Raw genomic sequence first — 20,257 nt, forward strand, 5'->3', positions numbered from 1 at the left:
ATGCATTGTTTTTGCAGAATAAAGTGTATGAAATGGAAGAATGGATACATTATTTTTGTAGAGAGAAGGTAGGAGAAAGGGAGTAATATGTTGAACTCATAGCAAAAAAGCCTTCTAGTAAACTAGAAGGCTTTGAAACTATTAATTAAGGTGCTTTCGTGTATCCTAAGAAGTGGCTCTTCCAATAAGATTTACTTAATGAATCGATTGCTACACCGTTATCTCCAGCTTGGATAAATGATCCGCCCCCAAGGTAGATACCCATGTGAGAAGGACCAGATTTATAAGTGTTTTGGAAATAAATTAAGTCACCAGGTTGTGGACTTGAAGTTTTTGGTAGGCTACTCCAATATCCTGCAACACTTTGGCGGCTAATGTTATGACCAAATTTCTTAAATACGTGGTAGATGTAACCACTGCAGTCAACACCGTTAGCAGAACTTCCGCCCCAAACGTATGGTACACCTTGCATTGATTTTGCATATGCAAGTACGGAAGAACTGTCGCCGCTATTATTACCTGTATTATTATTGTTGTTATTGTTTTGATTGTTATTTTGGTTATTGTTAGGCTTATTATCTACTGCGCCTCCAACTGGTGTTTTAGATAGGTAACGTGTTCCGATATAACCAGTTTGACCGTTGTAGTTAATTTTGCTCCATCCAGAGTTTTCAGAGATTACTTGAACCTTCTGACCTTGTGGAAGTGCGCCTATGATTCTATAATTTGTACCTTCGCCGCTACGTACATTTAGTGCAGAAGCATTAATGTAATAGTCGCCAATTGCACCTTGGTTAGGTTTTTCAGGTTGTTTTGGTTGCTCAGGAGTAGTAGTGCCACCTTTAACGAATTTTACAAATTCGCTGCTAACAAAGCCTGTTTTTCCTTGGTAATTTACTTTAAACCAACCGTTTTCAGATCCAACTACGTTTAATGTTGTACCGTTTAAAACGCCACCAATTACACTATGGTAAGCGGCAGGGCCTGTACGAACACGTAAAGATGTAGCGTTAACTACATAAGAACCGCCAGTTTGAATAGTTCCATTATTGTTTTGCTCTTGTTTGTTGCCTTCTGTAACGTTTTCGTTAGAACCGCCTTTTGTTACGTAGTCTTTGCTTATATAAGCAGTTTGTCCTGCGTAATTGATTTTGAACCAATCTTGAACTTCGCCAACAACTTGTACTACTTGTCCTTTTTTGACAGAACCTACAGTTGTGTGAGAAGTGCTAGGACCTGTACGAACACGAAGGGAAGATACATTTACTGTATAGTTTCCGCTTGCTGGTTTTACTTCTTGGTTGTTATTATTCGTATTGTTGTTTGAAGAACCCCCAGTAGAAGAAACGCCAGATACGAATTCGCCACTTACATAACCTACTTGTCCATTATGGTTAATTTTCACCCAACCATTTTCTTGTCCAATTACGTTTAATGTTTGTCCTGCATATACACGTCCAGAAACAGAACTAGAAGTGTTAGGAGCTGTACGTACACGTAATACATCAGCGGTAACTTTATTGTTTCCACCTGTGCTTACATTGTTGTTTGCTGCTCCACTTTTTGATACAAATTCGCCACTAACAAAGCCTGTTTTTCCGTTAATGTTAATTTTGAACCAACCATTTTCTTCGCCAATCACGTTTAGTGATTGACCGTTATAAACGCGTGAGATGATGTCGTGAGAAGTGCTTGATCCCGCACGAACATGTAAGACGCTCGCGTTTACCGTATAAGATGAGTTGTTTGACGCAGAAGCTTGGACAGTTGTAGCAGCTTTTTGTGTATTTTGTTCAGGTGCAGCTTGAACACTATCAAGTGTAGGTGCTGCTCCTCCTGCTACAGACACTGCCGCAAGACCGGCAAGATACTTTTTCATAATTTGTCGATTCCTTTCTGTCTGTAATGTAGTGAAGAAATATTTACCAACTGTTAAAAATTCTAAAGAGCATGTCGATTACTGTCAAGGCTTATGTGGGAATCTGAATATGACAAAAAGATTACAAGAAAAAATCAAGGCATAAATTTACACCTTGATTTCCATTTAAATGCATATATTGAATGTGAAAGGACAGAAATTATTCGGGTTTAAGAAGATGCCATATTGGATTGTAACAAGATTTGATTAAATGATTTTTGCAGTTTTTTGGTGATAGGCCCAACTTGCCCATCTTGAATCGCGGTTCCATCAAGGTGGGTCATTGGTAAAATTTCAATCGTTGTGCCTGTAAAAAAGCATTCATCTGCTTGATAAACGTCACGAACGCTGAAAAGTTCTTCCTGTACAGGTATGTGAAGAGTATTCGCTAAAGAAAGGACATATTGACGAATAATGCCATTTAAAATAAGGTGATTGGCTGGATGTGTGTAAAGAGTTCCGTTTTTAATTAAAAAGAAGTTGGAATGGCTTCCTTCCGTTACAATACCATTCCTTACGAGAAGTGCCTCTTTACAGCCTTTTCGTTCAGCTTTCGTAGCAGCTAGTACGTTTGGTAATAAATTTAATGATTTAATGTCACAGCGTAGCCATCGAGTATCGGGTTCTGATATAGCGCGTATACCATATTCAATCCATAAGGCTGGTCTTTCTTTTTTTGTAATATAGGCATAAATTGTCGGAGGGGTGTCATATGAAAATACATGTGTGCGAGCTTGTACACCACGAGATACTTGCAAATAAATTGTGCCATCTTCGTGGAAATGGTTTCTTTCAATTAATTTGTAAAGTAAAGTGATGAGCTCAGCTTTTGAAAAAGGGAGCGATAATTCTATTTCTTCCATGGATCGATATAATCTCGTTATGTGCGGATCTAATAAGTGAAAGTTCCCTTTATATAGGCGAATAACCTCGTAGACACCATCTCCGAACTGCAAACCTCTTTCTTCAAGTTCTATGTACGTTTGTTGTTTTGTTGTATCAATAACTTCATCATTCCAAAGTACAAATTTTTCGTATGCCAATTTCCGTCCCATCCTTTCGTAAGTACGTAAGTAACGTGAAACTTTCATTCATGCGAGATAAAAATCACTATAGTAATTTTTATGTAAGCAATTCTCTACATATGACCGTATATGTATTTGTAAATCATAGAGAAGTAAGGATGGTTTACCCCGCATTAACGGGCAGTAAAACTCCTACTTAAAAATTCGGGTGGAGCAAAGAAGTGAATTGGGCGAATAACTGCCCGTAGCTGCCCGATTGGTGAGGGCTGATTAAAGTTTCACTTTACAGCATTTTGTATATACAAATTCGAAAATAAGAATGAGAATCCTGCTTTTAAATAAAAAAAAGCAACATTCTTATGGAATGCTGCACAAGGAGGGTAGCTATCTTTCATAGGGACATTGTCTCGTTGAATGTTTTGTGTATGGAAACAAAACATGTTGAAAGACAATTATAAGAAAGTAGAAACAAAAGATTTACACACTTCTTTAAGGGATCTTACGAAAGATGAGAGATAAGAAATATGTAGAACCTCGTTTACATATTTTATTATAGAGATTTTTCATTAACACTATGTGAATATTTGGTAAAGGTTATGTAATTTTAAAGTTAATGAATATAAGTAGTTGTATGGAAGAAAATAAAAAAAGAGGCTGAGATTACTCAGCACTCTTCTTTTCTTCTTTAATAACTGTTTTTACTTCACCAGTTTTGATCTTATTACTTTCAGAGAAGCGAAGTAAGTCACCTTCAATGATTTTATCAGACATGTTCAATTCATTTTGGGCGCGATCAATTAGTGGTTGAGATTCTTCTTTCGGTAATTGTACAACTTCGCCAGTAGCACGGTCATAGAATGTACTGTTTGTGTACATGTATTTATCTGTAACGAAGCTACCGTCACGAAGAACAACGAATCCTTTATTATCAGGTGAGAATACATCATGACCGAATCGAACGTCATTTGTAGAATCTACACCAAGTAAGTTTAGAATAGTTGGTTTAATGTCAATTTCACCAGTTGGTTTCGAAATTGTTTTACCTTCTTTTTGACCTGGAACGTGAATAAACATCGGTGTTTTTTGTAAGTTCATATGGTCAAATGCAGTGATTTCTTCTTTTCCTAAGAACTGTGCCATTGCACGGTTATGGTTTTCAGAAATACCGTAGTGGTCACCGTAGAATACGATTACTGAGTTGTCGTAAATACCTTCTGCTTTTAGACGCTCAATAAAGTGTTTCATTGCTTCGTCTAAGTAACGAGCAGTTACCATGTAACGGTCAAATACTCCATCACCAGAATTGTATTCGTCGATTAATTTTGTACTGTCATCGTAAGTGAATGGGTAGTGATTCGTTAAAGTAAGGAAGCGAGTATAGAATGGTTGCTTCACTTGTTTTAACATATCAATAGATTGATCGAAGTACTCGATATCTTTTAATCCCCAGTTTAATTTTGTTTCTGGCGTAATCTTGTAGTCAAGTTCGTTGTAGTAACGATCATAACCAAGTGCTGGATACATAATGTTACGGTTCCAGAATGTTGCGTTGTTTGCGTGGAATACCGACGTGTGATACCCTTGCTGACGTAAAATTTCTGGAGTTGCTGTATATTCATTGTTACCGTGTGTGAAGAATACAGCACCGCGGTCTAGTGGATATAACGAAGTATCTACTAGGAATTCAGCATCAGATGTTTTACCTTGACCAGTTTGATGGAAGAAGTTATCAAAGTAATAACTTTCTTTCGTAAATTGGTTTAAGAATGGTGTAACTTCTTGTCCGTTAACTGTTGCACCAATTAAGAATGTTTGTAATGACTCAAGAGAGACAACAATTACGTTTTTCCCTTTTGCAGTACCGAACATATTTGGATCTGGTTTACTTTGTGTTGTTTTTACGTAGTTTTCTGTTTCTTGTAATTTACTACCGTCAGCGAACGCTTTTTGTGAACTTGATTTTGCTTGTAAGCCAAGATCGTATACTTGGTGTACATATAATCCTAAGTTTTTAACAAGCATAACGCGGTCGAATGAACGTGTTAATAGTTCTGGGCGTTCAGCTTCTGCAAGTCCTAAGTTTGCGAAGAAAATAGCAACTGTTGATACGAAGTATAGAGAACGCATCGGGCGTGCTACACGCTCTGTAGGTGCAAAGTTCTTCATTTTCTTTAATAGAACGAAGAAAACGATAATGTCTGCAAATGCAAGGATAATTTTGTAGTTAAATAATTCTTTCACACTAGAACCTAAACTTCCGAAGTTAGATGTTTGTCCTAGCACCGGTAATGTAACGAAGTCATTGTAGAATCCGTAGAACATTACGTTACCAACAAGAACGATTGTTAAGACAAAATTAATTCCAAGTGCTATATAGTTACGTTTTTTCCCTTTTGCAAATAATGCAAGACCAACAAGCAGTAATGATGCTGCTAATGGGCTAAGGAATAAAATGAATTCTTGCATGAAAGATTCAAGTTTTAAGTCAAAGCTTGTGCGTGTAATAAGGTAAGTTTTCAGCCATAAGGCTAAAGCTACGAATACAGTGAAACGCACATTTTGAAATTGTGATTTCAAGGTTTCTTTCATTCATTTCCACCCTTTCTCTATCAGGCTTGGTCGATTTTGGAGCGAAAAATGCTAAAATAAAAAATACATAGTTTTCTTGGCCATAATTAAAGGTTCTATATTCACCCATATACGACTATAACTATGCATACCCTTTTGGTTTCTTTTGTTGCTCATAAGCATAACGTCATTTCTGTATTATACAACAAAATTCATTTCTGAGAAACACTATAACATTTTACATTTTTTGTATAAGATTTGTCACTACCAGAGAAAACTTTAACATTCGTTTATATGTCCGTCAACTAGAAAATATAACAAAGGTAGAGCAGAATGTTAAGTAGAAGTGAAAATTTTCTTTGTTGAGAAATAAGAAACGAAGATGGGTAAGGGTTATCTAGAAATCTATTATATGAAGGAAATCGTGTAAAAATTAACGAACACTTGTTCTTTTTTAGTTTGTTTGTTACAATAAAAGTTCATTGATAGGTTTTGTGTAATTTCCATGAACTTTTACTGATAACATATTGTAGCTTATTTCTTTTTAAAAATAGGGAGGCTTTTTACATGAAACAAAAATTTTCAGTTGAAGCGTTTTGGAAGAAAGTAAAACATGTTGCAAAGCAAGCAGGGCAGTCGGTCATTTATGCAAGTTTATTACTGTTTTACGTTTTGCAAAGACCAGATGTTCCAAAACGAGTGAAAATTATTGTAATTGGAGCACTTGCTTATTTTATTGCACCGATTGATGCGATTCCAGATTTCATTGCTGGAATTGGCTATACGGATGATTTAGGGGCGTTAACGGCCGCACTAATACAGGTGTCGTTATACGTCAATGAAGATGTGAAAGATAAGGCACGAGTGAAGTTGGCAGAATGGTTTGGTTCGGATATAGACACAACATTTATCGATCAGAAATTAGGTCAATAGGTGAAACCTGTCATAAGGTGACAGGACGAACGTAAGCGAGGAAGTGCATTATGCCATCAGGAAGAACGCATACGAAAATAAACTTAATATCCCTTCCGGTTGTTTTGTTTTTTCTCTTTTCGTATGGATTAACAAATTTTGATTTTTTATTAACTTTTGCAATTGGTTTTTTAGTAGGTACTTCATTTTTAACACCAGATTTAGATACGTACAGTAATGCTTATAACAAATGGGGTTTCTTACGTATATTTTGGTATCCTTATAAAAAAGTAATGCCGCATCGATCTTTCTTTACGCATACGATTATACTTGGTGATGTGATTCGTATTGCGTACATGTTAATCGTCTTTTCTCCATTTTTATTTCTATTAAATGTAATCGCACTGGATGGTAATTTAATAGAAATTGCGAAGAAACATGAGGTTGAAATTGTAACGTTCTTAATGGGAATTGTTGTGGCAAGTACGCTTCACATTATAGCGGATAAAGTGAATACACGCCGAAAGAAAATGATGAGAAAAAAGAAGAAACGCAGAAGATAAAGTGAACGAATTAGGAAAAGGACCCTTGCAATTTGCAAGGGTCCTTTTTTAAACAAACGTTTGTTTAAAATTAAGCTTTCAGTACTTTAATTCCTTTTACAATGTTCCAGATGAAGTAGTATAAGCTGATGATTCCGCAAATAGCTAAGACAATCATTGATCCAATTCCAAGTGTTACATCTGCTTGGTCAGATCCCATGCCCATAATTCCTAAAATGGCTACGCCGATAAATGTAGCAATACTTGGAATAATGTGTGTCCATAGAGCACGTTTTGCATGTGGCTTTGTTTCAGCGTCCCCCACAATCCAAACGATAATTGGGAATAAGATAGGGGCAAATAGTACACTAAAGTACGATAAAGCAGCTAATATTTTGTTTCCATTCATATATATCACCTCATAAATAATGTCCGTTGTTATACTATTATTATGCAATAAATTTTGCAAGCTTTCTATCGATGAACATTACAGGAACATGACGATTTTGTAAGATTTTTTCGTCAAATGATAAAATTTTCAAAAAAATCTTTTTTAATGGAAATTGTTATGGTACAGTATAAATGAAAGTTGTTGAAAACGTTTTCTTAAACGTTTTTTTATTTTAGACTTAAAGGTATGATGACCTGATAGTCTATTGATGAGGTTATTCTATTTAAAAGGGGATTCTTTAGGGGGAGAGAACAATGAACACATGGACACAAGTTTATGATCCATTCGGAAACATTTGGATTTCGGCAGCGGTAGCACTTATTCCGATTATCTTTTTTTTCTTAGCTTTAGCAGTTTTCCGCATGAAAGGGTATGTGGCAGGATTTATTACAGTTGTACTTACAGTTTTAGTAGCGTTATTCGCTTATAAAATGCCGTTCACGATGGCAATGGCAGCGACCGGATATGGTTTCTTATACGGATTATGGCCAATTGCTTGGATTATCATTATGTCGGTATTTTTATATAAAATTTCTGTGAAAACAGGTCAATTCGATGTGATTCGTGCATCGGTATTATCGATTACGAACGATCATCGTCTACTCGTTATTTTAATTGGATTTTCATTTGGAGCATTTTTAGAAGGAGCGGCAGGATTTGGGGCACCAGTAGCGATTACAGCAGCACTTCTTGCGGGGCTTGGGTTAAATCCTTTATACGCAGCAGGTCTTTGTTTGATTGCAAATACTGCACCAGTGGCGTTCGGAGCGATGGGAATTCCGATTACAGTTGCTGGACAAGTAACAGGTATTGATCCACATAAAATTGGACAAATGGCTGGGCATCAATTACCGTTCCTATCATTATTTGTGCCATTCTTTATCGTATTTTTAATGGATGGATTTAAGGGGATACGACAAACGTGGCCTGCGTTATTTGTAGCGGGTAGTTCATTTGCGATTACGCAGTTCATTACAGCGACATTTTTAGGACCAGAACTTCCGGATATTACATCGGCACTTGTAAGTTTAATTAGTTTAGCGCTGTTCTTAAAAGTTTGGCAGCCGAAAGAAATTTATCAATCCGGGCAAGCAAATAGTGAAGTAGCAGCAACAACGACAGTAGCATCGATGCCGAAATTAACGTTTGGAAAAGTAGTGAAGGCATGGTCTCCATTTATCGTATTAACGGTTATGGTAGTCATTTGGAGCCAAAGTTTCTTTAAGGCATTATTCGCTCCAGGAGGGGCTTTAGCAAGTCTTGTATTTAAGTTTGAAATTCCAGGTCTGCATAATCTAGTAATGAAAGCAGAGCCGATTGTAAATAAATCAACGCCTTACGAGGCAATTTTGAAGTTTGATGTATTATCAGCAACCGGAACGGCGATTTTAATTGCTTGTATCATTTCCATGTTTATTTTGAAAATGAATGTAAAAGATGCAGTAGTGACATTTAAAGAAACGTTAAGCGAATTAAAAATGCCAATTCTATCTATCGGATTCGTACTAGGGTTTGCATTTATCGCAAACTATTCTGGTCTATCTTCTACGTTAGCGTTAGCATTAGCCGGAACTGGCGGCCTATTCCCGTTCTTCTCACCATTCTTAGGCTGGATTGGCGTATTCCTAACAGGGTCTGATACGTCTGCAAATGCACTGTTCTCAAATTTACAAGCCATTACAGCGCAGCAAGTCGGCGTATCTGAAGTGCTTCTCGTTGCAGCAAATACAACAGGCGGTGTAACAGGTAAAATGATTTCCCCGCAGTCGATTGCGATCGCTTGTGCAGCGGTTGGTCTTGCTGGAAAAGAATCGGATTTGTTCCGTTTTACAGTGAAGCATAGCTTATTCTTCGTAATTATTGTTGGTATTATGACGTATGTGCAGGCGTATTATTTAACGTGGATGATTCCGTAAAGAGCAAAAGAAATAAGCTTTGAATTTTTCAGATTATGGTGTATGATGGGAAAGTATTGAAAATTAAATCAGTGATAAACTAGGGGTGCCTAACGTATGCGTAGGCTGAGAGAGAAGCGCGTGAACTTCTTAACCCTTTGGACCTGATCTGGCTCGTACCAGCGTAGGGAAGTTAACGGCTTTACATAATGATGTCTTTATGAGCCAGGTCCTTATTTTTTTATGGACCTGGCTCTTTTTATTTTGGCATACGCTGGCCATATCTCGTCCTTGTCACGTACAGGGGGGCAACAAAAATTATGAAACAATCTGTTTCAGCTGAGCAAATTGAATTGAAATCGAGTTTACCAGGGAGTAAGAAAGTATATGTGGATGGGCCACGAGAAGGCATGAAAGTACCGATGCGTGAGATTGAACAAAGCGAAACAAATGGCGTTCCAAATCCGCCAATTCGTGTGTATGATACGAGCGGCCCTTATACGGATCCTGAGTATAAAGTGGAGTTAGAAAAGGGGATTCCAACGCCGCGCCATTCTTGGATTATGGGGCGTGGTGATGTAGAAGCATACGAAGGGCGTGAAGTGAAACCAGAGGATGACGGTGTGAAAGTGGCTTCGAAACATACACCTGTTTTCCCGCAGATGAATCGCAAGCCACTTAGAGCAAAGCAAGGTGCAAACGTTACGCAAATGCACTATGCACGTAATGGCATTATTACGTCTGAGATGGAGTATGTTGCGATTCGTGAAGGGGTAGAGCCGGAGTTTGTTCGTAAGGAAATCGCAGAAGGCCGCGCTATTTTACCAGCGAATATTAATCATCCAGAAGCTGAACCGATGATCATCGGGCGTAATTTTCATGTGAAGGTAAATGCGAATATCGGAAACTCAGCTGTATCTTCTTCGATTGCAGAAGAAGTAGAGAAGATGACATGGGCAACGCGCTGGGGTGCAGATACGATTATGGATTTATCTACAGGTAAAAATATTCATACGACGCGTGAGTGGATTATTCGTAACGCACCTGTACCAGTTGGAACTGTACCGATCTATCAAGCGCTTGAAAAGGTAAACGGAATTGCAGAAGATTTAACGTGGGAAGTATATCGTGATACGTTAATTGAGCAGGCGGAGCAAGGCGTTGATTACTTTACGATTCACGCTGGTGTATTGCTTCGTTACATTCCAATCACGGCAAAGCGTACGACAGGTATCGTTTCGCGCGGTGGTTCGATTATGGCGCAGTGGTGTTTATTCCATCATAAAGAAAACTTCCTATATACTCACTTTGAAGAGATTTGTGAAATTATGAAGCAGTACGATGTTTCGTTCTCTCTTGGAGATGGATTACGTCCAGGGTCTATTGCAGATGCAAATGACGAAGCACAGTTTTCTGAGCTTGAAACACTTGGCGAATTAACCAAAATTGCTTGGAAACATGATGTGCAAGTTATGATTGAAGGACCTGGACACGTACCGATGCACTTAATTAAAGAGAATATGGAGAAAGAGCTTGATGTTTGTCAGGGCGCGCCGTTTTACACACTTGGGCCGCTAACGACAGATATTGCACCAGGTTATGACCATATTACATCTGCAATTGGAGCTGCGATGATTGGCTGGTTTGGAACAGCGATGCTTTGTTATGTAACGCCGAAAGAACATTTAGGTTTGCCAAACAAAGATGATGTACGCACGGGTGTTATTACGTATAAAATTGCAGCGCATGCGGCTGATCTTGCGAAAGGACATAAAACGGCTCATCAGCGTGATGATGCACTTTCAAAAGCACGCTTCGAATTCCGTTGGCGCGATCAATTTAATTTATCTTTAGATCCTGAACGTGCGATGGAATATCATGATGAAACGTTGCCTGCAGAAGGGGCAAAGACAGCTCACTTCTGTTCAATGTGTGGACCGAAGTTTTGTAGTATGAGAATTTCGCATGATATTCGTGAGTATGCAAAAGAAAATGATTTAGAAACGACAGAAGCAATTGAAAAAGGAATGAAAGAGAAAGCAGAAGAATTTAAAGAAGCTGGTAGTCATTTATATCAATAATATGTTACACCTCTTTACTTGATTGATCACACTGTAGTACCTAACTTTATTATAGAAGAAGCCCCATTTGCTAAGACGGTAGCAAATGGGGCTTCTGTTGTTTATAAGGCAAAGAAGAGATGTACCCAGTAGAATAAGAGGAATAGTGTGACGACTGTTGTGAGCGGGATAACGATAAGGGATACACTTAAATAGTCTTTCCATTTTACTTTAATTTTGTTTTGTTTCAGAATATACATCCAAATGAGTGAAGCTAGTGTACCAATTGGTAGTAATAGTGAACCGATGTCACTACCAATGATGTTTGCAAGATAGATTGTTTTTAATGTGACTGGATCTAGTCCCATTTCTGTTAATGTGATTGTACCAATCATAAGGGCAGGATGGTTATTGAAGACGTTAGAGAGGATGGATACAAGTCCGCCCATTGCAAAGCTAGCATAGAGTAGATGCTGATTCACAATTGGCTCGAGCCATTGTACAAGTGCAGCTGTTAATCCTGCGTTGTGGAGTCCGTAAATAATGACGTACATAGAGAAGGCGAAAATTAAAATGTGCCACGGTGTCTTTTTCAAAATGTCGACAGGATTTGTTCGTAAGTAGTACCATCTCCAAATGAGAAGAACGAGTGAACCAAGTACTGCAACGATTTCAATTGGGATGGATAAGAAGGATGCAACGAATAGAAGACAGCGCATCAGGAAGACGAAACCTAATACTTTTAACATGAATCTTGTCCGTTTTTGTTTCGTATCAACAGAATTATTTCCTTTTAGTGGATGGAAGTTTTTCGTGAAGAAAATTTCTTCAATATCATATGAAGAAACAGGTAATTTTTTCGGAAGTTTTTTCTTCAAAACTGTATACATGAGCCATGACATAAATAATAAGCCTAATGTTGCAGGTACAAACATCATAGCAGTATGCATATAAAGAGTCATATTAACGATATTTAATGCAATTAAGTTTACGATATTACTTACACCAATTGGTGCACTAGATGCGGTAGCGATTAAAGCTCCGCTTAATAAATAAGGAATTTGTTGATGTGGTTTTAATTGAAGGTTTTTTAGAAGAAGAATTAAAATGGGAGTTGTAATTAAAATACTACCGTCGTTATTAAATAAAAGAGTCATAAGAAAACATAATAATTGAATATACCAGTATAGACGGCGTCCAGAACCTTTCGCTAGATTTGCCAGTTTCGCTGCGGACCAATGGAAGAAGCCGAAGCTTTCTAATATAACTGCCATAACAATAGTTGCTAATATTGTTATGGAGGCCCCTCCTATTTTACTAACAATATCTATGACGTCTGGTTTTGACACAAGTCCAGTGATTAGGATAATGCCAGCACCAATTGCTGCTGGCCACGCCTCATTTAAACCGCGAGGCCGCCAAAAGATAACAATCATCGTTAAGAAGAATACAATAATAGTAATCCATATTTCAATGCTCATATTTTGCCTACCTTTCTATTTTCCCTTGAACAGATGTAGCTTGTCTCAAGTTTATATTGGTAGTATATTCAGCGAAAAATAAGAAGAACTAGACGTATAACGAGATGAACCGAATATGTGTTTTTCATGCTAAAGGACAAGTGTCACGAATAGTGAAATAACTATTATGAGAGGAATCTATAAATTATTGGGGCAGTAAAATAGTAAATGAAATTTATATGGGCAATTATGGAGATATATTGGCGCAACTTAAAATATATCAGCGATTATTGAAATATATTGGCGATTTTTAAAATATATCGACTTATCGACAAAACATGACAAAAGGAGTCTATTCCAAAATGCCTTTTGGGACAGACTCCAAGACTATATTATTTTTCCTTCAAAAAAGTACGATCCTTCAAGAATAAATTCCAGAAGAAAATAAATCCTGGTAATAAAATTGCAATCCCAATTGCGTATAGAATGAGCAGTGCATAGAACGTTTCTGTCGTTGTAAAGCTTGTAAATACAGTTACGTCAGGATAAATAATATACGGTAAATGGGCGACGCCGTAAGCGTAGCTTGCAAATGCATATTGAGCGACGACAGCTAAAACGGCAATGCGAGGGTATCCTAGTGTATTGTATTTTTTGTTTGTCCACCAAAGGGACGAGTATCCGATAACGAATAAAACAATAGAAACTGTAAACCACGGGAATTGCTTTATTAATCCTTGCATAAGCCAATGTGTTTCTGGATCCATTACAACGAGAGCGATGATCGCTGTAACGAGTGTTGCAGGACCAAGGATGATGGCATTTCTTCTATAAATTCTATACGTATCTTCTGAACTTTGTTCTCTCGCAAAATCAGCGAGAAAGAGAGAGGAGAGAAACAGTTCAGACGTTAGTCCGAAGAGCATATAACAGTAGATAACCGGGCTAGAAAGAAGTTTTCCATACAGGAGTACTTCTTTTCCTTCAGACATTGTAATATAGGCTCCCTCTGTAACGGGTAAAACGGTAATTAATAGTGCTGGAATTAAGAGACCAGTAATACCTGAAATAACCCGAAGAAGGTACTGATATTTTGGTAAGGAGTAAGCAAATACCATAAACGTACTACGTACTGCAACGAGCACTAAAATTAACATAACTGGTACGAACATTACTGTCGCAAGAGTAAAGGCCGCTTTCGGAAAGAAGCCGAGAAATGCGACAACGACGAAAACAAGAAACGTATTTGTTACTTCCCAAGTGGGTGATAAGTACCGATTCGCAAGTTTGGCAGCGAGAGTTGGATGTTTGGCGTATACCATGCCCCAAAAACCAGCTCCAAAATCGATGGACCCTAATATACTGTATACGAAAATAAGGGCCCATAAGATGATGATTGCAATACTTTCCTCATGCATGAGAATCGCCTCCTTGGTGTTGTAAATCATTCTTTAATGGATGTCTTCTAAAGAATGTCCGTAGAACAATGACTGTTAAAATAGCGAGTCCAATATATAAAATGATGAACAAAACAAATAAAGGACCGACGAAATCGGCGCGTGTAGATGCATCGACGGTACGTTGCATACCATAAATTGTCCATGGTTGACGACCGCTACAACTGAAAATCCATCCGAATTCAATACCGAGCATCATAATTGGTCCGCATGCGGCAGCCCCCCAAAGTAGCCACTTCGGTAGTTCTGTTCCCTTTTTTCGGTAAACGAAGTACCAATATAAGAGCACAATTGCTGCAACTGCAAAGGTAAACGCAGCAGTGCCGACCATTAAGTTGAACAGTGTATGTGTATAAAATGGTGGCCATGTTTCTTGTGGGAATTCATTTAGACCTTTTACGACAGTGCTAGGGTCTAGTCCCACTAATAAGCTAAGCATGTTTGGGATTTCAAGTGCATAGTTTAGTTCAAGTGTATTAGGATCCACAACCCCGCCAATGGATAGCGGTGCGTGTGATGTCGTTTCAAATAAAGCTTCAGCAGATGCAAGTTTTTCAGGTGAGTGTTTATGTAGGGCGATTGCCGATTCGTGCCCTGAAAGCCACATCGTAGCGCCTGTAATAAATGTCACGACAAGCCCTAATAGTAGCCCCTTTTTATGATAAGCAATTTCACGTGTACTTAAATTTTTCTTCAATAATTTAAAGCCAGCGATAGAAGCAATGACAGCCGCACCAGTTGCATAAGCCGTAATAACGACATGGAATGCACTTGTGCCAAAACTCGGATTAAAGAAAGCTTTCCAAGGATCAACGTTAAAAACAGATCCATCTGGATTCATTGAAAAGCCTGCTGGTGTATTCATCCATGTATTTGCTGATGTAATGAGCACGGCGGATGCCGTGGCACCAAGCATGACGAAAAATAGCGAGATTAATCTCATAAATGGAGGAAGTTTATCAGCTGCATATACGTAAATCGACATGAATAAAGCCTCCAAAAAGAAGGCAAAAATCTCAATTTGGAAGGGAACAGAAATAACTTGCCCAACAATTTTGGCGAAACCAGGCCAAAGAAGTGAGATTTGCACACCAACAATTGTTCCAGTTGGAATTGCTACACCGAGAAGAATAGCAAACGCCTTTGTCCATCTTTTCGCCATAATGGCATAGTCGGAGTCTTTCTTCCAGTGATAGAGTATTTCGCTTATAAAAATCATCAATGAAAGACCGACCCCAAGTGTTGCAAAGATAATGTGGAATGCTAATGAAGAACCAAAAAATGCTCTTGCTAATGTTACCGTATCCATATGTAAACTCCTCTTCTTTTTTGCCATTATTTTCTGATTGAATTGGAAGATTTATTCAAAAAAACTACCAAAAATATATATGTATTTAAAAAGTGAATATGATAATATAATGTTGTAATATTTTGAATAGAAAGAAATAAATAGTTGGTCATGTTTTGTTTGTTTTTTGCTCAGGAATCTTTTATAATCTTTTATGCGAACATAAGTTCTTTTTTTCGGAATCAAGAAGTTTATGTGAAATGGAGAGGGTGTTTTATGTATCCTGAAGTCATTAAAAAGATGGCATTTTCAAAAGAGCATAGAGATTTATTATTGAAGCTATATAATAAAGAAATTACACGTCGTGAATATGATCGACTTGTACAATCGCTATATAAACCTTCTAAAGAGGTTTGCGGGGGATAGAAATGCGGGAGACAATCTAATAGATTGTCTTTTTTAAATTTATGTATGTTCTGATAAAATTAAGGTTAGCCTTACTAGGGAGGTGAAAAGATTGCGGAAACGTTTATATATAGGGATTGGAGTTATCTTCTTAATCGCTTTAGGTGGAATTGTATTTTGGTCAGCTTTACAAGGAAACCGTACAGAAAATTTTATTTTAAGACATATGGTGAATGACAATGGAACACTTGCCACGTATCGTTTAGTAGATACTAAGGCAGGTACGGGTGAAGCTAAGGGACGTGAAGCTTTATCAGAATCGGCGGGATTATGGTTACAGTATACACTTGATAAAGATGATCAGGCGTTATTTGATGAGCAAGTAAAGGTTATTCAAGATAATTTCATATATAAGAATCATATCGTTTTATGGAAACTCTCTGAAAAGGGAGAGAGGCAGTCAGCTACAAATGCACTTATAGATGATCTTCGTATTATAGAACAATTATATCGTGCTTATGAAATGTATAAGGAAGAGCGTTATAAAAACCTTGCCGATCAATTAAGTGATGCTGTACTTCGTTATAATAAAAAAGATAATTATTATGTTGATTATTATGATGCAGATGCAGGAAAACAAAATAATTTTGTAACAACATCATACATAAATCCGCGTGCATTCTCCTATATGAAGAAGTACGGCAAAGTTTCTGCTCAGCAATATCAGGAAGTCGTTCAATTTTTAGCAGATTATCCAAGGCATGGCTGGGCATTCCCAAAAGAGTATAAAGAAGATGGTACATTTACGTACGATAAAGAAGTGAATCTTATTGACCAATCATACGTTGCATATCATCGAAGTTTAGGTGGTCTTTCATCAGCTGCTTATTTGGAATTTATAAAGAAGAAGTTCCAGGAGGATGGAAAGCTATACGGTCGTTACAATTTAGAAACGGGAAAACAAACTGTGAATTATGAATCGCCGGCCGCGTACGGACTAACGATTTTGTACGTACTACAAACAGGTGATACAAAGTTTGCGAAGGAATTGTATGATCATATGGCCACATTCCGAAATGACAACGTATTTAGTAGATATTACGGTGGATATGTAACAGGTGAAAATAATAATACGCATATTTTTGATAACGTATTGCCGCTTTTAGCGGAAATGGAATTAAAAAAGAGTGAACAATAAAAGGTGCCACCATATGAGGGTGGCACCTTTTATTTGTTCATATAATTTTATGTCCTAATATTAGAGAAGTAGTCAATCACGAATTCACGGAATTGCTGAGCTGTTTTTGATAAGTAGCGTTTTTTTGACCAACTTAATCCGATGGTTCGCTGACAAGTGGGTTCAATAATACGCAACTTGCTCGATGCTAAAGTAGAGTTTTTTAATAAAGTTAAACTTGGAACAAAAGCGATGCCGAGACCTTGCTTAATGAGGTCGCTAATTACGGTCGGTTCATCGACTTCAAAAGCAATATGCGGAGTGAAACCAGCTTCTTTACAAAATTCATCTGTTAAGTGCCGAAATCCGTAGCCAGTGTTCATACTAATGAACGGTTCGTCCTTTACTTCATGGAGGTGGATATTTTCTCGGCCGGATAAACGGTGGCCTGAAGGGACGACTAAGAAAATTTCTTCTGTAATAAGTGGTTCCCAAACAATCTCCTCACCTTCAATTGGCACAGAGGAGATACAAAAGTCAATTTCTATATTATCTAGTTGTCGTTTCATAGAAGGAGTAGATGCAAGAAATTGTTGAAATCGAACGTTAGGATGTTCTATTAAAAAAGAGCCAAGTAGTTCTGGTAATATTCTCGGAATAGAAACGGCCAGTGTAATAGAGCTTTGTTGTAATTCGGCTAAATCTTTAATTTCTCGTTCCCCTTCACTTAATTCATGAAAAATACGCTCTACTCGTTTTAAAAATACTTTTCCGAAAGAATTTAAAGTAATCTGTCGGCCTTGGCGATCAAATAAAGGGACGCCTAAATCCTTTTCGAGTCTAGCGATTGTTTTGCTGAGTGAAGGTTGCGCGATATGCAATTCTTCAGCTGCCTTTGTCATATGTTCTAGTCGTGCAACTGTCTGAAAGTATTTTAACTGGAGCAGTTCCATTTCGAATCTCCTTTCTATAGACCAAAAGGAATGAATTGATAATTAAAGATGTATTATACAGTATGGAAAGTGACGTGTATAGTAAATCTGTTAAACCATTCTAATGGTGTTAAATTCGGAGAAGGAGTATGTTTCATGAAGGGAATTCAACTTATATTTAAAGATTGGAAAGCGATGTGGCACCATAAACATGGACGTATCGCTTTAATTTTTTTATTAATCGTTCCGTTAATTTATTCAGGATTCTTTTTAGCTGGATATTGGGATCCGTACGGAAGGTTAGATAAATTACCTGTTGCAGTTGTGAACTTAGATAAGGGTGCTATGATGGATGAAAAAACAATTCATGCAGGAGACGATTTTGTTAAAAATTTAAAAGAGAATAAGGAACTAGCTTTTCATTTCGTATCAGAAAAAAATGCAGATGAAGGGTTAAAAGAAGATAAATATTATATGGTTGTTACGATTCCAGAGAATTTCTCTAAAAAGGTAAGTACACTTATGGATGAGAAACCAGAGCCGGCAAAGTTGCAGTACAAAGTAAATCCAGGTAAAAACTTTGTAGCAGCTCAAATTGGAACGACAGCTGTTGAAAATATGAAAACAAAAATCTCGAATAGTATTACGAAATCTTATACAGAAGGTGTCTTTTCAAAGTTTCAAGACTTAGCACAAGGGTTGAGTGATGCAAGTAATGGTGCTGAGAAGTTACATGAAGGAACGACCGATGCAAGAAATGGAGCGAATCAGCTTGCGGATGGTATTGATCGTTTAAGTAATGGGACATCGAAATTGAAAGAAGGAAGTGACAAGCTTGCATCCAGTCAATCTGCTTTAACCGGGGGAGCAAATGAGCTGAGTCAAGGAGCGACATCACTTCATAGTGGTATGGAATTACTAGCACAAGGTGAAAAAACGTTACAATCAGGAATTAGTGAATTAAGTGCTGGTACAAATGAATGGGTGAATGGAAATGAAAAACTTGCTGAAGGGCAAGCGAAAGCGGACAATGCGGCAAATAGTGTAAAACAACAATTAGAAGAGTACGTGAAAAATCATCCAGAAGTGCAGCAAGATCCCGCTTTTCAAAAAATTGTTGCTACGTCTGATGGACTAGCTAAAGCAACAAATACTTTAAATAATAGCCAACAACAATTGACACAAGGTGCGAAGAAGATTGCTGACGGTCAACATAAGATTGAAGAAGGCATGAATACATTCGGAGTTAAGTTAAATGAAGCTACTGCTGGAACGAAAAAGATAGCAGATGGTGCATCGAATTTGGCTGATGGATTTACGAAGTGGGGAAATGGGTTTACATCATTGCAAGAAGGTGTAAATCAGCTTGCGAGTGGTGGAACGGAGCTGAATAACGGTGCTGGTAAATTAACAAATGGACTTGTTAAACTTGATGATGGTGCGAAAGAACTTTCTACGAAATTGGGAGAGGGCGCAGAGAAGATAGCGGATGTTCGTAATGATGATGCACGTAATACGATGTTCTCAGAGCCAGTTCAGTTAGTGAAGTCAACAGTTTCTGACGTTCCTAACTACGGTTCAGGCATTGCGCCATATTTCTTATCACTTGCATTTTATGTTGGCGGAATTATGGCATCGAATATTTTACCTCTTGGCCGCAGACAAAATATGAAGGTAAGCGGAACGGTACATTTTATTAATAAACTAGGATTGGTATATTTAATTGGACTTATTCAAGCGCTACTCGTAGATGTAGTTGTGCTAGGTGTTATGAAATTAGAAGTCGCAAGTGTGCCACTCTTTGTTTTATCAAGTATTGTTATTTCCTTTACGTTCATGACATTTATTCTTATGTTAGTAACAGTATTTGGTCTTGTTGGAAAGTTCTTAGCGGTAACCCTTCTTGTCCTGCAATTAGCGACGAGCGGAGGTACTTTCCCAGGAGAATTAAACATAGCTGTTCTTAGCAAAATTGGACAGTTTCTCCCAATGTCTCATTCTCTTAGAGGATTACAAGATGTTATTTCTTTAGGAGATTGGTCGCAATTACAAATGCAAATTTTAATATTGTTATGTTATCTCGTTGTTGCCGGTGGAATTGCTTGGATCATGAGTCATATACAGCATAAAGAAACGAATGTAGAACAAGTTTCTTAAGATGAAATAA

15 protein-coding genes and 1 riboswitch are annotated in these 20,257 nt (G+C 37.6%); of the genes, 7 read left to right on the top strand and 8 right to left on the bottom strand.

The features are described 5' to 3' along the window. Window positions 1-145: 145 nt before the first annotated feature. From IQ781_RS16915 to IQ781_RS16925, 3 genes are all read right to left on the bottom strand, one after another. Window positions 146-1,879 carry a C40 family peptidase gene (locus IQ781_RS16915; RefSeq protein ID WP_059304240.1) on the bottom strand — a complete coding sequence of 578 codons (1,734 nt, stop codon included), beginning with the start codon at window positions 1,877-1,879 and terminating at the stop codon, window positions 146-148. A 209-nt stretch (window positions 1,880-2,088) separates the two neighbouring features. Further along, window positions 2,089-2,973 (bottom strand): D-amino-acid transaminase, encoded by an 885-nt coding sequence (locus IQ781_RS16920; RefSeq protein WP_002026582.1) that lies wholly within the window; start codon window positions 2,971-2,973, stop codon window positions 2,089-2,091. 630 nt (window positions 2,974-3,603) lie between these two features. After that, complete coding sequence (locus IQ781_RS16925; protein WP_000665358.1) at window positions 3,604-5,532, bottom strand: LTA synthase family protein; 1,929 nt, start codon at window positions 5,530-5,532, stop codon at window positions 3,604-3,606. Between the two features lie 546 nt (window positions 5,533-6,078). Between IQ781_RS16925 and IQ781_RS16930 the strand changes: the two genes are divergently transcribed. Beyond that, the gene (locus tag IQ781_RS16930; protein WP_000810369.1) at window positions 6,079-6,444 is read left to right on the top strand and encodes a YkvA family protein; all 366 of its coding nucleotides are present in this window, start codon (window positions 6,079-6,081) and stop codon (window positions 6,442-6,444) included. 50 nt (window positions 6,445-6,494) lie between these two features. Continuing rightward, a complete protein-coding gene (locus IQ781_RS16935; protein WP_001139056.1) occupies window positions 6,495-6,986 on the top strand; it encodes a metal-binding protein in 492 nt (163 codons plus the stop codon). A gap of 70 nt (window positions 6,987-7,056) precedes the next feature. Here IQ781_RS16935 and IQ781_RS16940 read toward each other — a convergent pair whose 3' ends face one another. Continuing rightward, complete coding sequence (locus IQ781_RS16940; protein ID WP_001014096.1) at window positions 7,057-7,374, bottom strand: magnetosome magnetite crystal formation protein family; 318 nt, start codon at window positions 7,372-7,374, stop codon at window positions 7,057-7,059. A 296-nt stretch (window positions 7,375-7,670) separates the two neighbouring features. Here IQ781_RS16940 and lldP point away from each other — a divergent pair, with 296 nt between their 5' ends. Further along, window positions 7,671-9,332, top strand: a complete 1,662-nt coding sequence (lldP, locus tag IQ781_RS16945) for an L-lactate permease (protein ID WP_016125704.1) — start codon at window positions 7,671-7,673, stop codon at window positions 9,330-9,332. 71 nt (window positions 9,333-9,403) lie between these two features. Continuing rightward, a riboswitch (TPP riboswitch) is annotated at window positions 9,404-9,519 on the top strand. A 112-nt stretch (window positions 9,520-9,631) separates the two neighbouring features. Further along, window positions 9,632-11,392, top strand: a complete 1,761-nt coding sequence (thiC, locus tag IQ781_RS16950) for a phosphomethylpyrimidine synthase ThiC (protein WP_050252075.1) — start codon at window positions 9,632-9,634, stop codon at window positions 11,390-11,392. 101 nt (window positions 11,393-11,493) lie between these two features. Here thiC and IQ781_RS16955 read toward each other — a convergent pair whose 3' ends face one another. From IQ781_RS16955 to cydA, 3 genes are all read right to left on the bottom strand, one after another. Continuing rightward, window positions 11,494-12,852 (bottom strand): arsenic transporter, encoded by a 1,359-nt coding sequence (locus IQ781_RS16955; protein WP_000021127.1) that lies wholly within the window; start codon window positions 12,850-12,852, stop codon window positions 11,494-11,496. Between the two features lie 371 nt (window positions 12,853-13,223). Continuing rightward, window positions 13,224-14,249, bottom strand: a complete 1,026-nt coding sequence (locus IQ781_RS16960; RefSeq protein ID WP_000544187.1) for a cytochrome d ubiquinol oxidase subunit II — start codon at window positions 14,247-14,249, stop codon at window positions 13,224-13,226. Further along, on the bottom strand, window positions 14,242-15,597 hold the full coding sequence (gene cydA, locus IQ781_RS16965; protein ID WP_050292775.1) for a cytochrome ubiquinol oxidase subunit I: 1,356 nt from the start codon (window positions 15,595-15,597) through the stop codon (window positions 14,242-14,244). The genes IQ781_RS16960 and cydA overlap by 8 nt, the downstream gene beginning before the upstream one ends. A 255-nt stretch (window positions 15,598-15,852) precedes the next feature. Here cydA and IQ781_RS16970 point away from each other — a divergent pair, with 255 nt between their 5' ends. Continuing rightward, complete coding sequence (locus IQ781_RS16970; protein ID WP_000283180.1) at window positions 15,853-16,002, top strand: hypothetical protein; 150 nt, start codon at window positions 15,853-15,855, stop codon at window positions 16,000-16,002. Between the two features lie 91 nt (window positions 16,003-16,093). Then, window positions 16,094-17,179: a hypothetical protein gene (locus tag IQ781_RS16975; RefSeq protein ID WP_001231662.1), complete on the top strand. Its 1,086-nt coding sequence runs from the start codon at window positions 16,094-16,096 to the stop codon at window positions 17,177-17,179. Between the two features lie 47 nt (window positions 17,180-17,226). Here the strand turns inward: IQ781_RS16975 and IQ781_RS16980 are convergent, their stop codons facing one another. Next, window positions 17,227-18,111 (bottom strand): LysR family transcriptional regulator, encoded by an 885-nt coding sequence (locus IQ781_RS16980; RefSeq protein ID WP_000421923.1) that lies wholly within the window; start codon window positions 18,109-18,111, stop codon window positions 17,227-17,229. Window positions 18,112-18,246: 135 nt separating this feature from the next. Here IQ781_RS16980 and IQ781_RS16985 point away from each other — a divergent pair, with 135 nt between their 5' ends. Further along, entirely contained in the window at window positions 18,247-20,247 is a 2,001-nt protein-coding gene (locus tag IQ781_RS16985; protein WP_242808140.1) for a YhgE/Pip domain-containing protein, read from the top strand. Window positions 20,248-20,257: the final 10 nt, after the last annotated feature.

The organism is Bacillus sp. N447-1 (genome assembly GCF_022701035.1).
Taxonomy (GTDB): domain Bacteria; phylum Bacillota; class Bacilli; order Bacillales; family Bacillaceae_G; genus Bacillus_A; species Bacillus_A cereus.

What these genes read in the sequence shown, in the direction of transcription:
- IQ781_RS16915 (WP_059304240.1), bottom strand. Translation starts at nt 1,879, where the DNA reads ATGAAAAAGTATCTTGCCGGTCTTGCGGCAGTGTCTGTAGCAGGAGGA.
- IQ781_RS16920 (WP_002026582.1), bottom strand. Translation starts at nt 2,973, where the DNA reads ATGGGACGGAAATTGGCATACGAAAAATTTGTACTTTGGAATGATGAA.
- IQ781_RS16925 (WP_000665358.1), bottom strand. Translation starts at nt 5,532, where the DNA reads ATGAAAGAAACCTTGAAATCACAATTTCAAAATGTGCGTTTCACTGTA.
- IQ781_RS16930 (WP_000810369.1), top strand. Translation starts at nt 6,079, where the DNA reads ATGAAACAAAAATTTTCAGTTGAAGCGTTTTGGAAGAAAGTAAAACAT.
- IQ781_RS16935 (WP_001139056.1), top strand. Translation starts at nt 6,495, where the DNA reads ATGCCATCAGGAAGAACGCATACGAAAATAAACTTAATATCCCTTCCG.
- IQ781_RS16940 (WP_001014096.1), bottom strand. Translation starts at nt 7,374, where the DNA reads ATGAATGGAAACAAAATATTAGCTGCTTTATCGTACTTTAGTGTACTA.
- lldP (WP_016125704.1), top strand. Translation starts at nt 7,671, where the DNA reads ATGAACACATGGACACAAGTTTATGATCCATTCGGAAACATTTGGATT.
- thiC (WP_050252075.1), top strand. Translation starts at nt 9,632, where the DNA reads ATGAAACAATCTGTTTCAGCTGAGCAAATTGAATTGAAATCGAGTTTA.
- IQ781_RS16955 (WP_000021127.1), bottom strand. Translation starts at nt 12,852, where the DNA reads ATGAGCATTGAAATATGGATTACTATTATTGTATTCTTCTTAACGATG.
- IQ781_RS16960 (WP_000544187.1), bottom strand. Translation starts at nt 14,249, where the DNA reads ATGCATGAGGAAAGTATTGCAATCATCATCTTATGGGCCCTTATTTTC.
- cydA (WP_050292775.1), bottom strand. Translation starts at nt 15,597, where the DNA reads ATGGATACGGTAACATTAGCAAGAGCATTTTTTGGTTCTTCATTAGCA.
- IQ781_RS16970 (WP_000283180.1), top strand. Translation starts at nt 15,853, where the DNA reads ATGTATCCTGAAGTCATTAAAAAGATGGCATTTTCAAAAGAGCATAGA.
- IQ781_RS16980 (WP_000421923.1), bottom strand. Translation starts at nt 18,111, where the DNA reads ATGGAACTGCTCCAGTTAAAATACTTTCAGACAGTTGCACGACTAGAA.
- IQ781_RS16985 (WP_242808140.1), top strand. Translation starts at nt 18,247, where the DNA reads ATGAAGGGAATTCAACTTATATTTAAAGATTGGAAAGCGATGTGGCAC.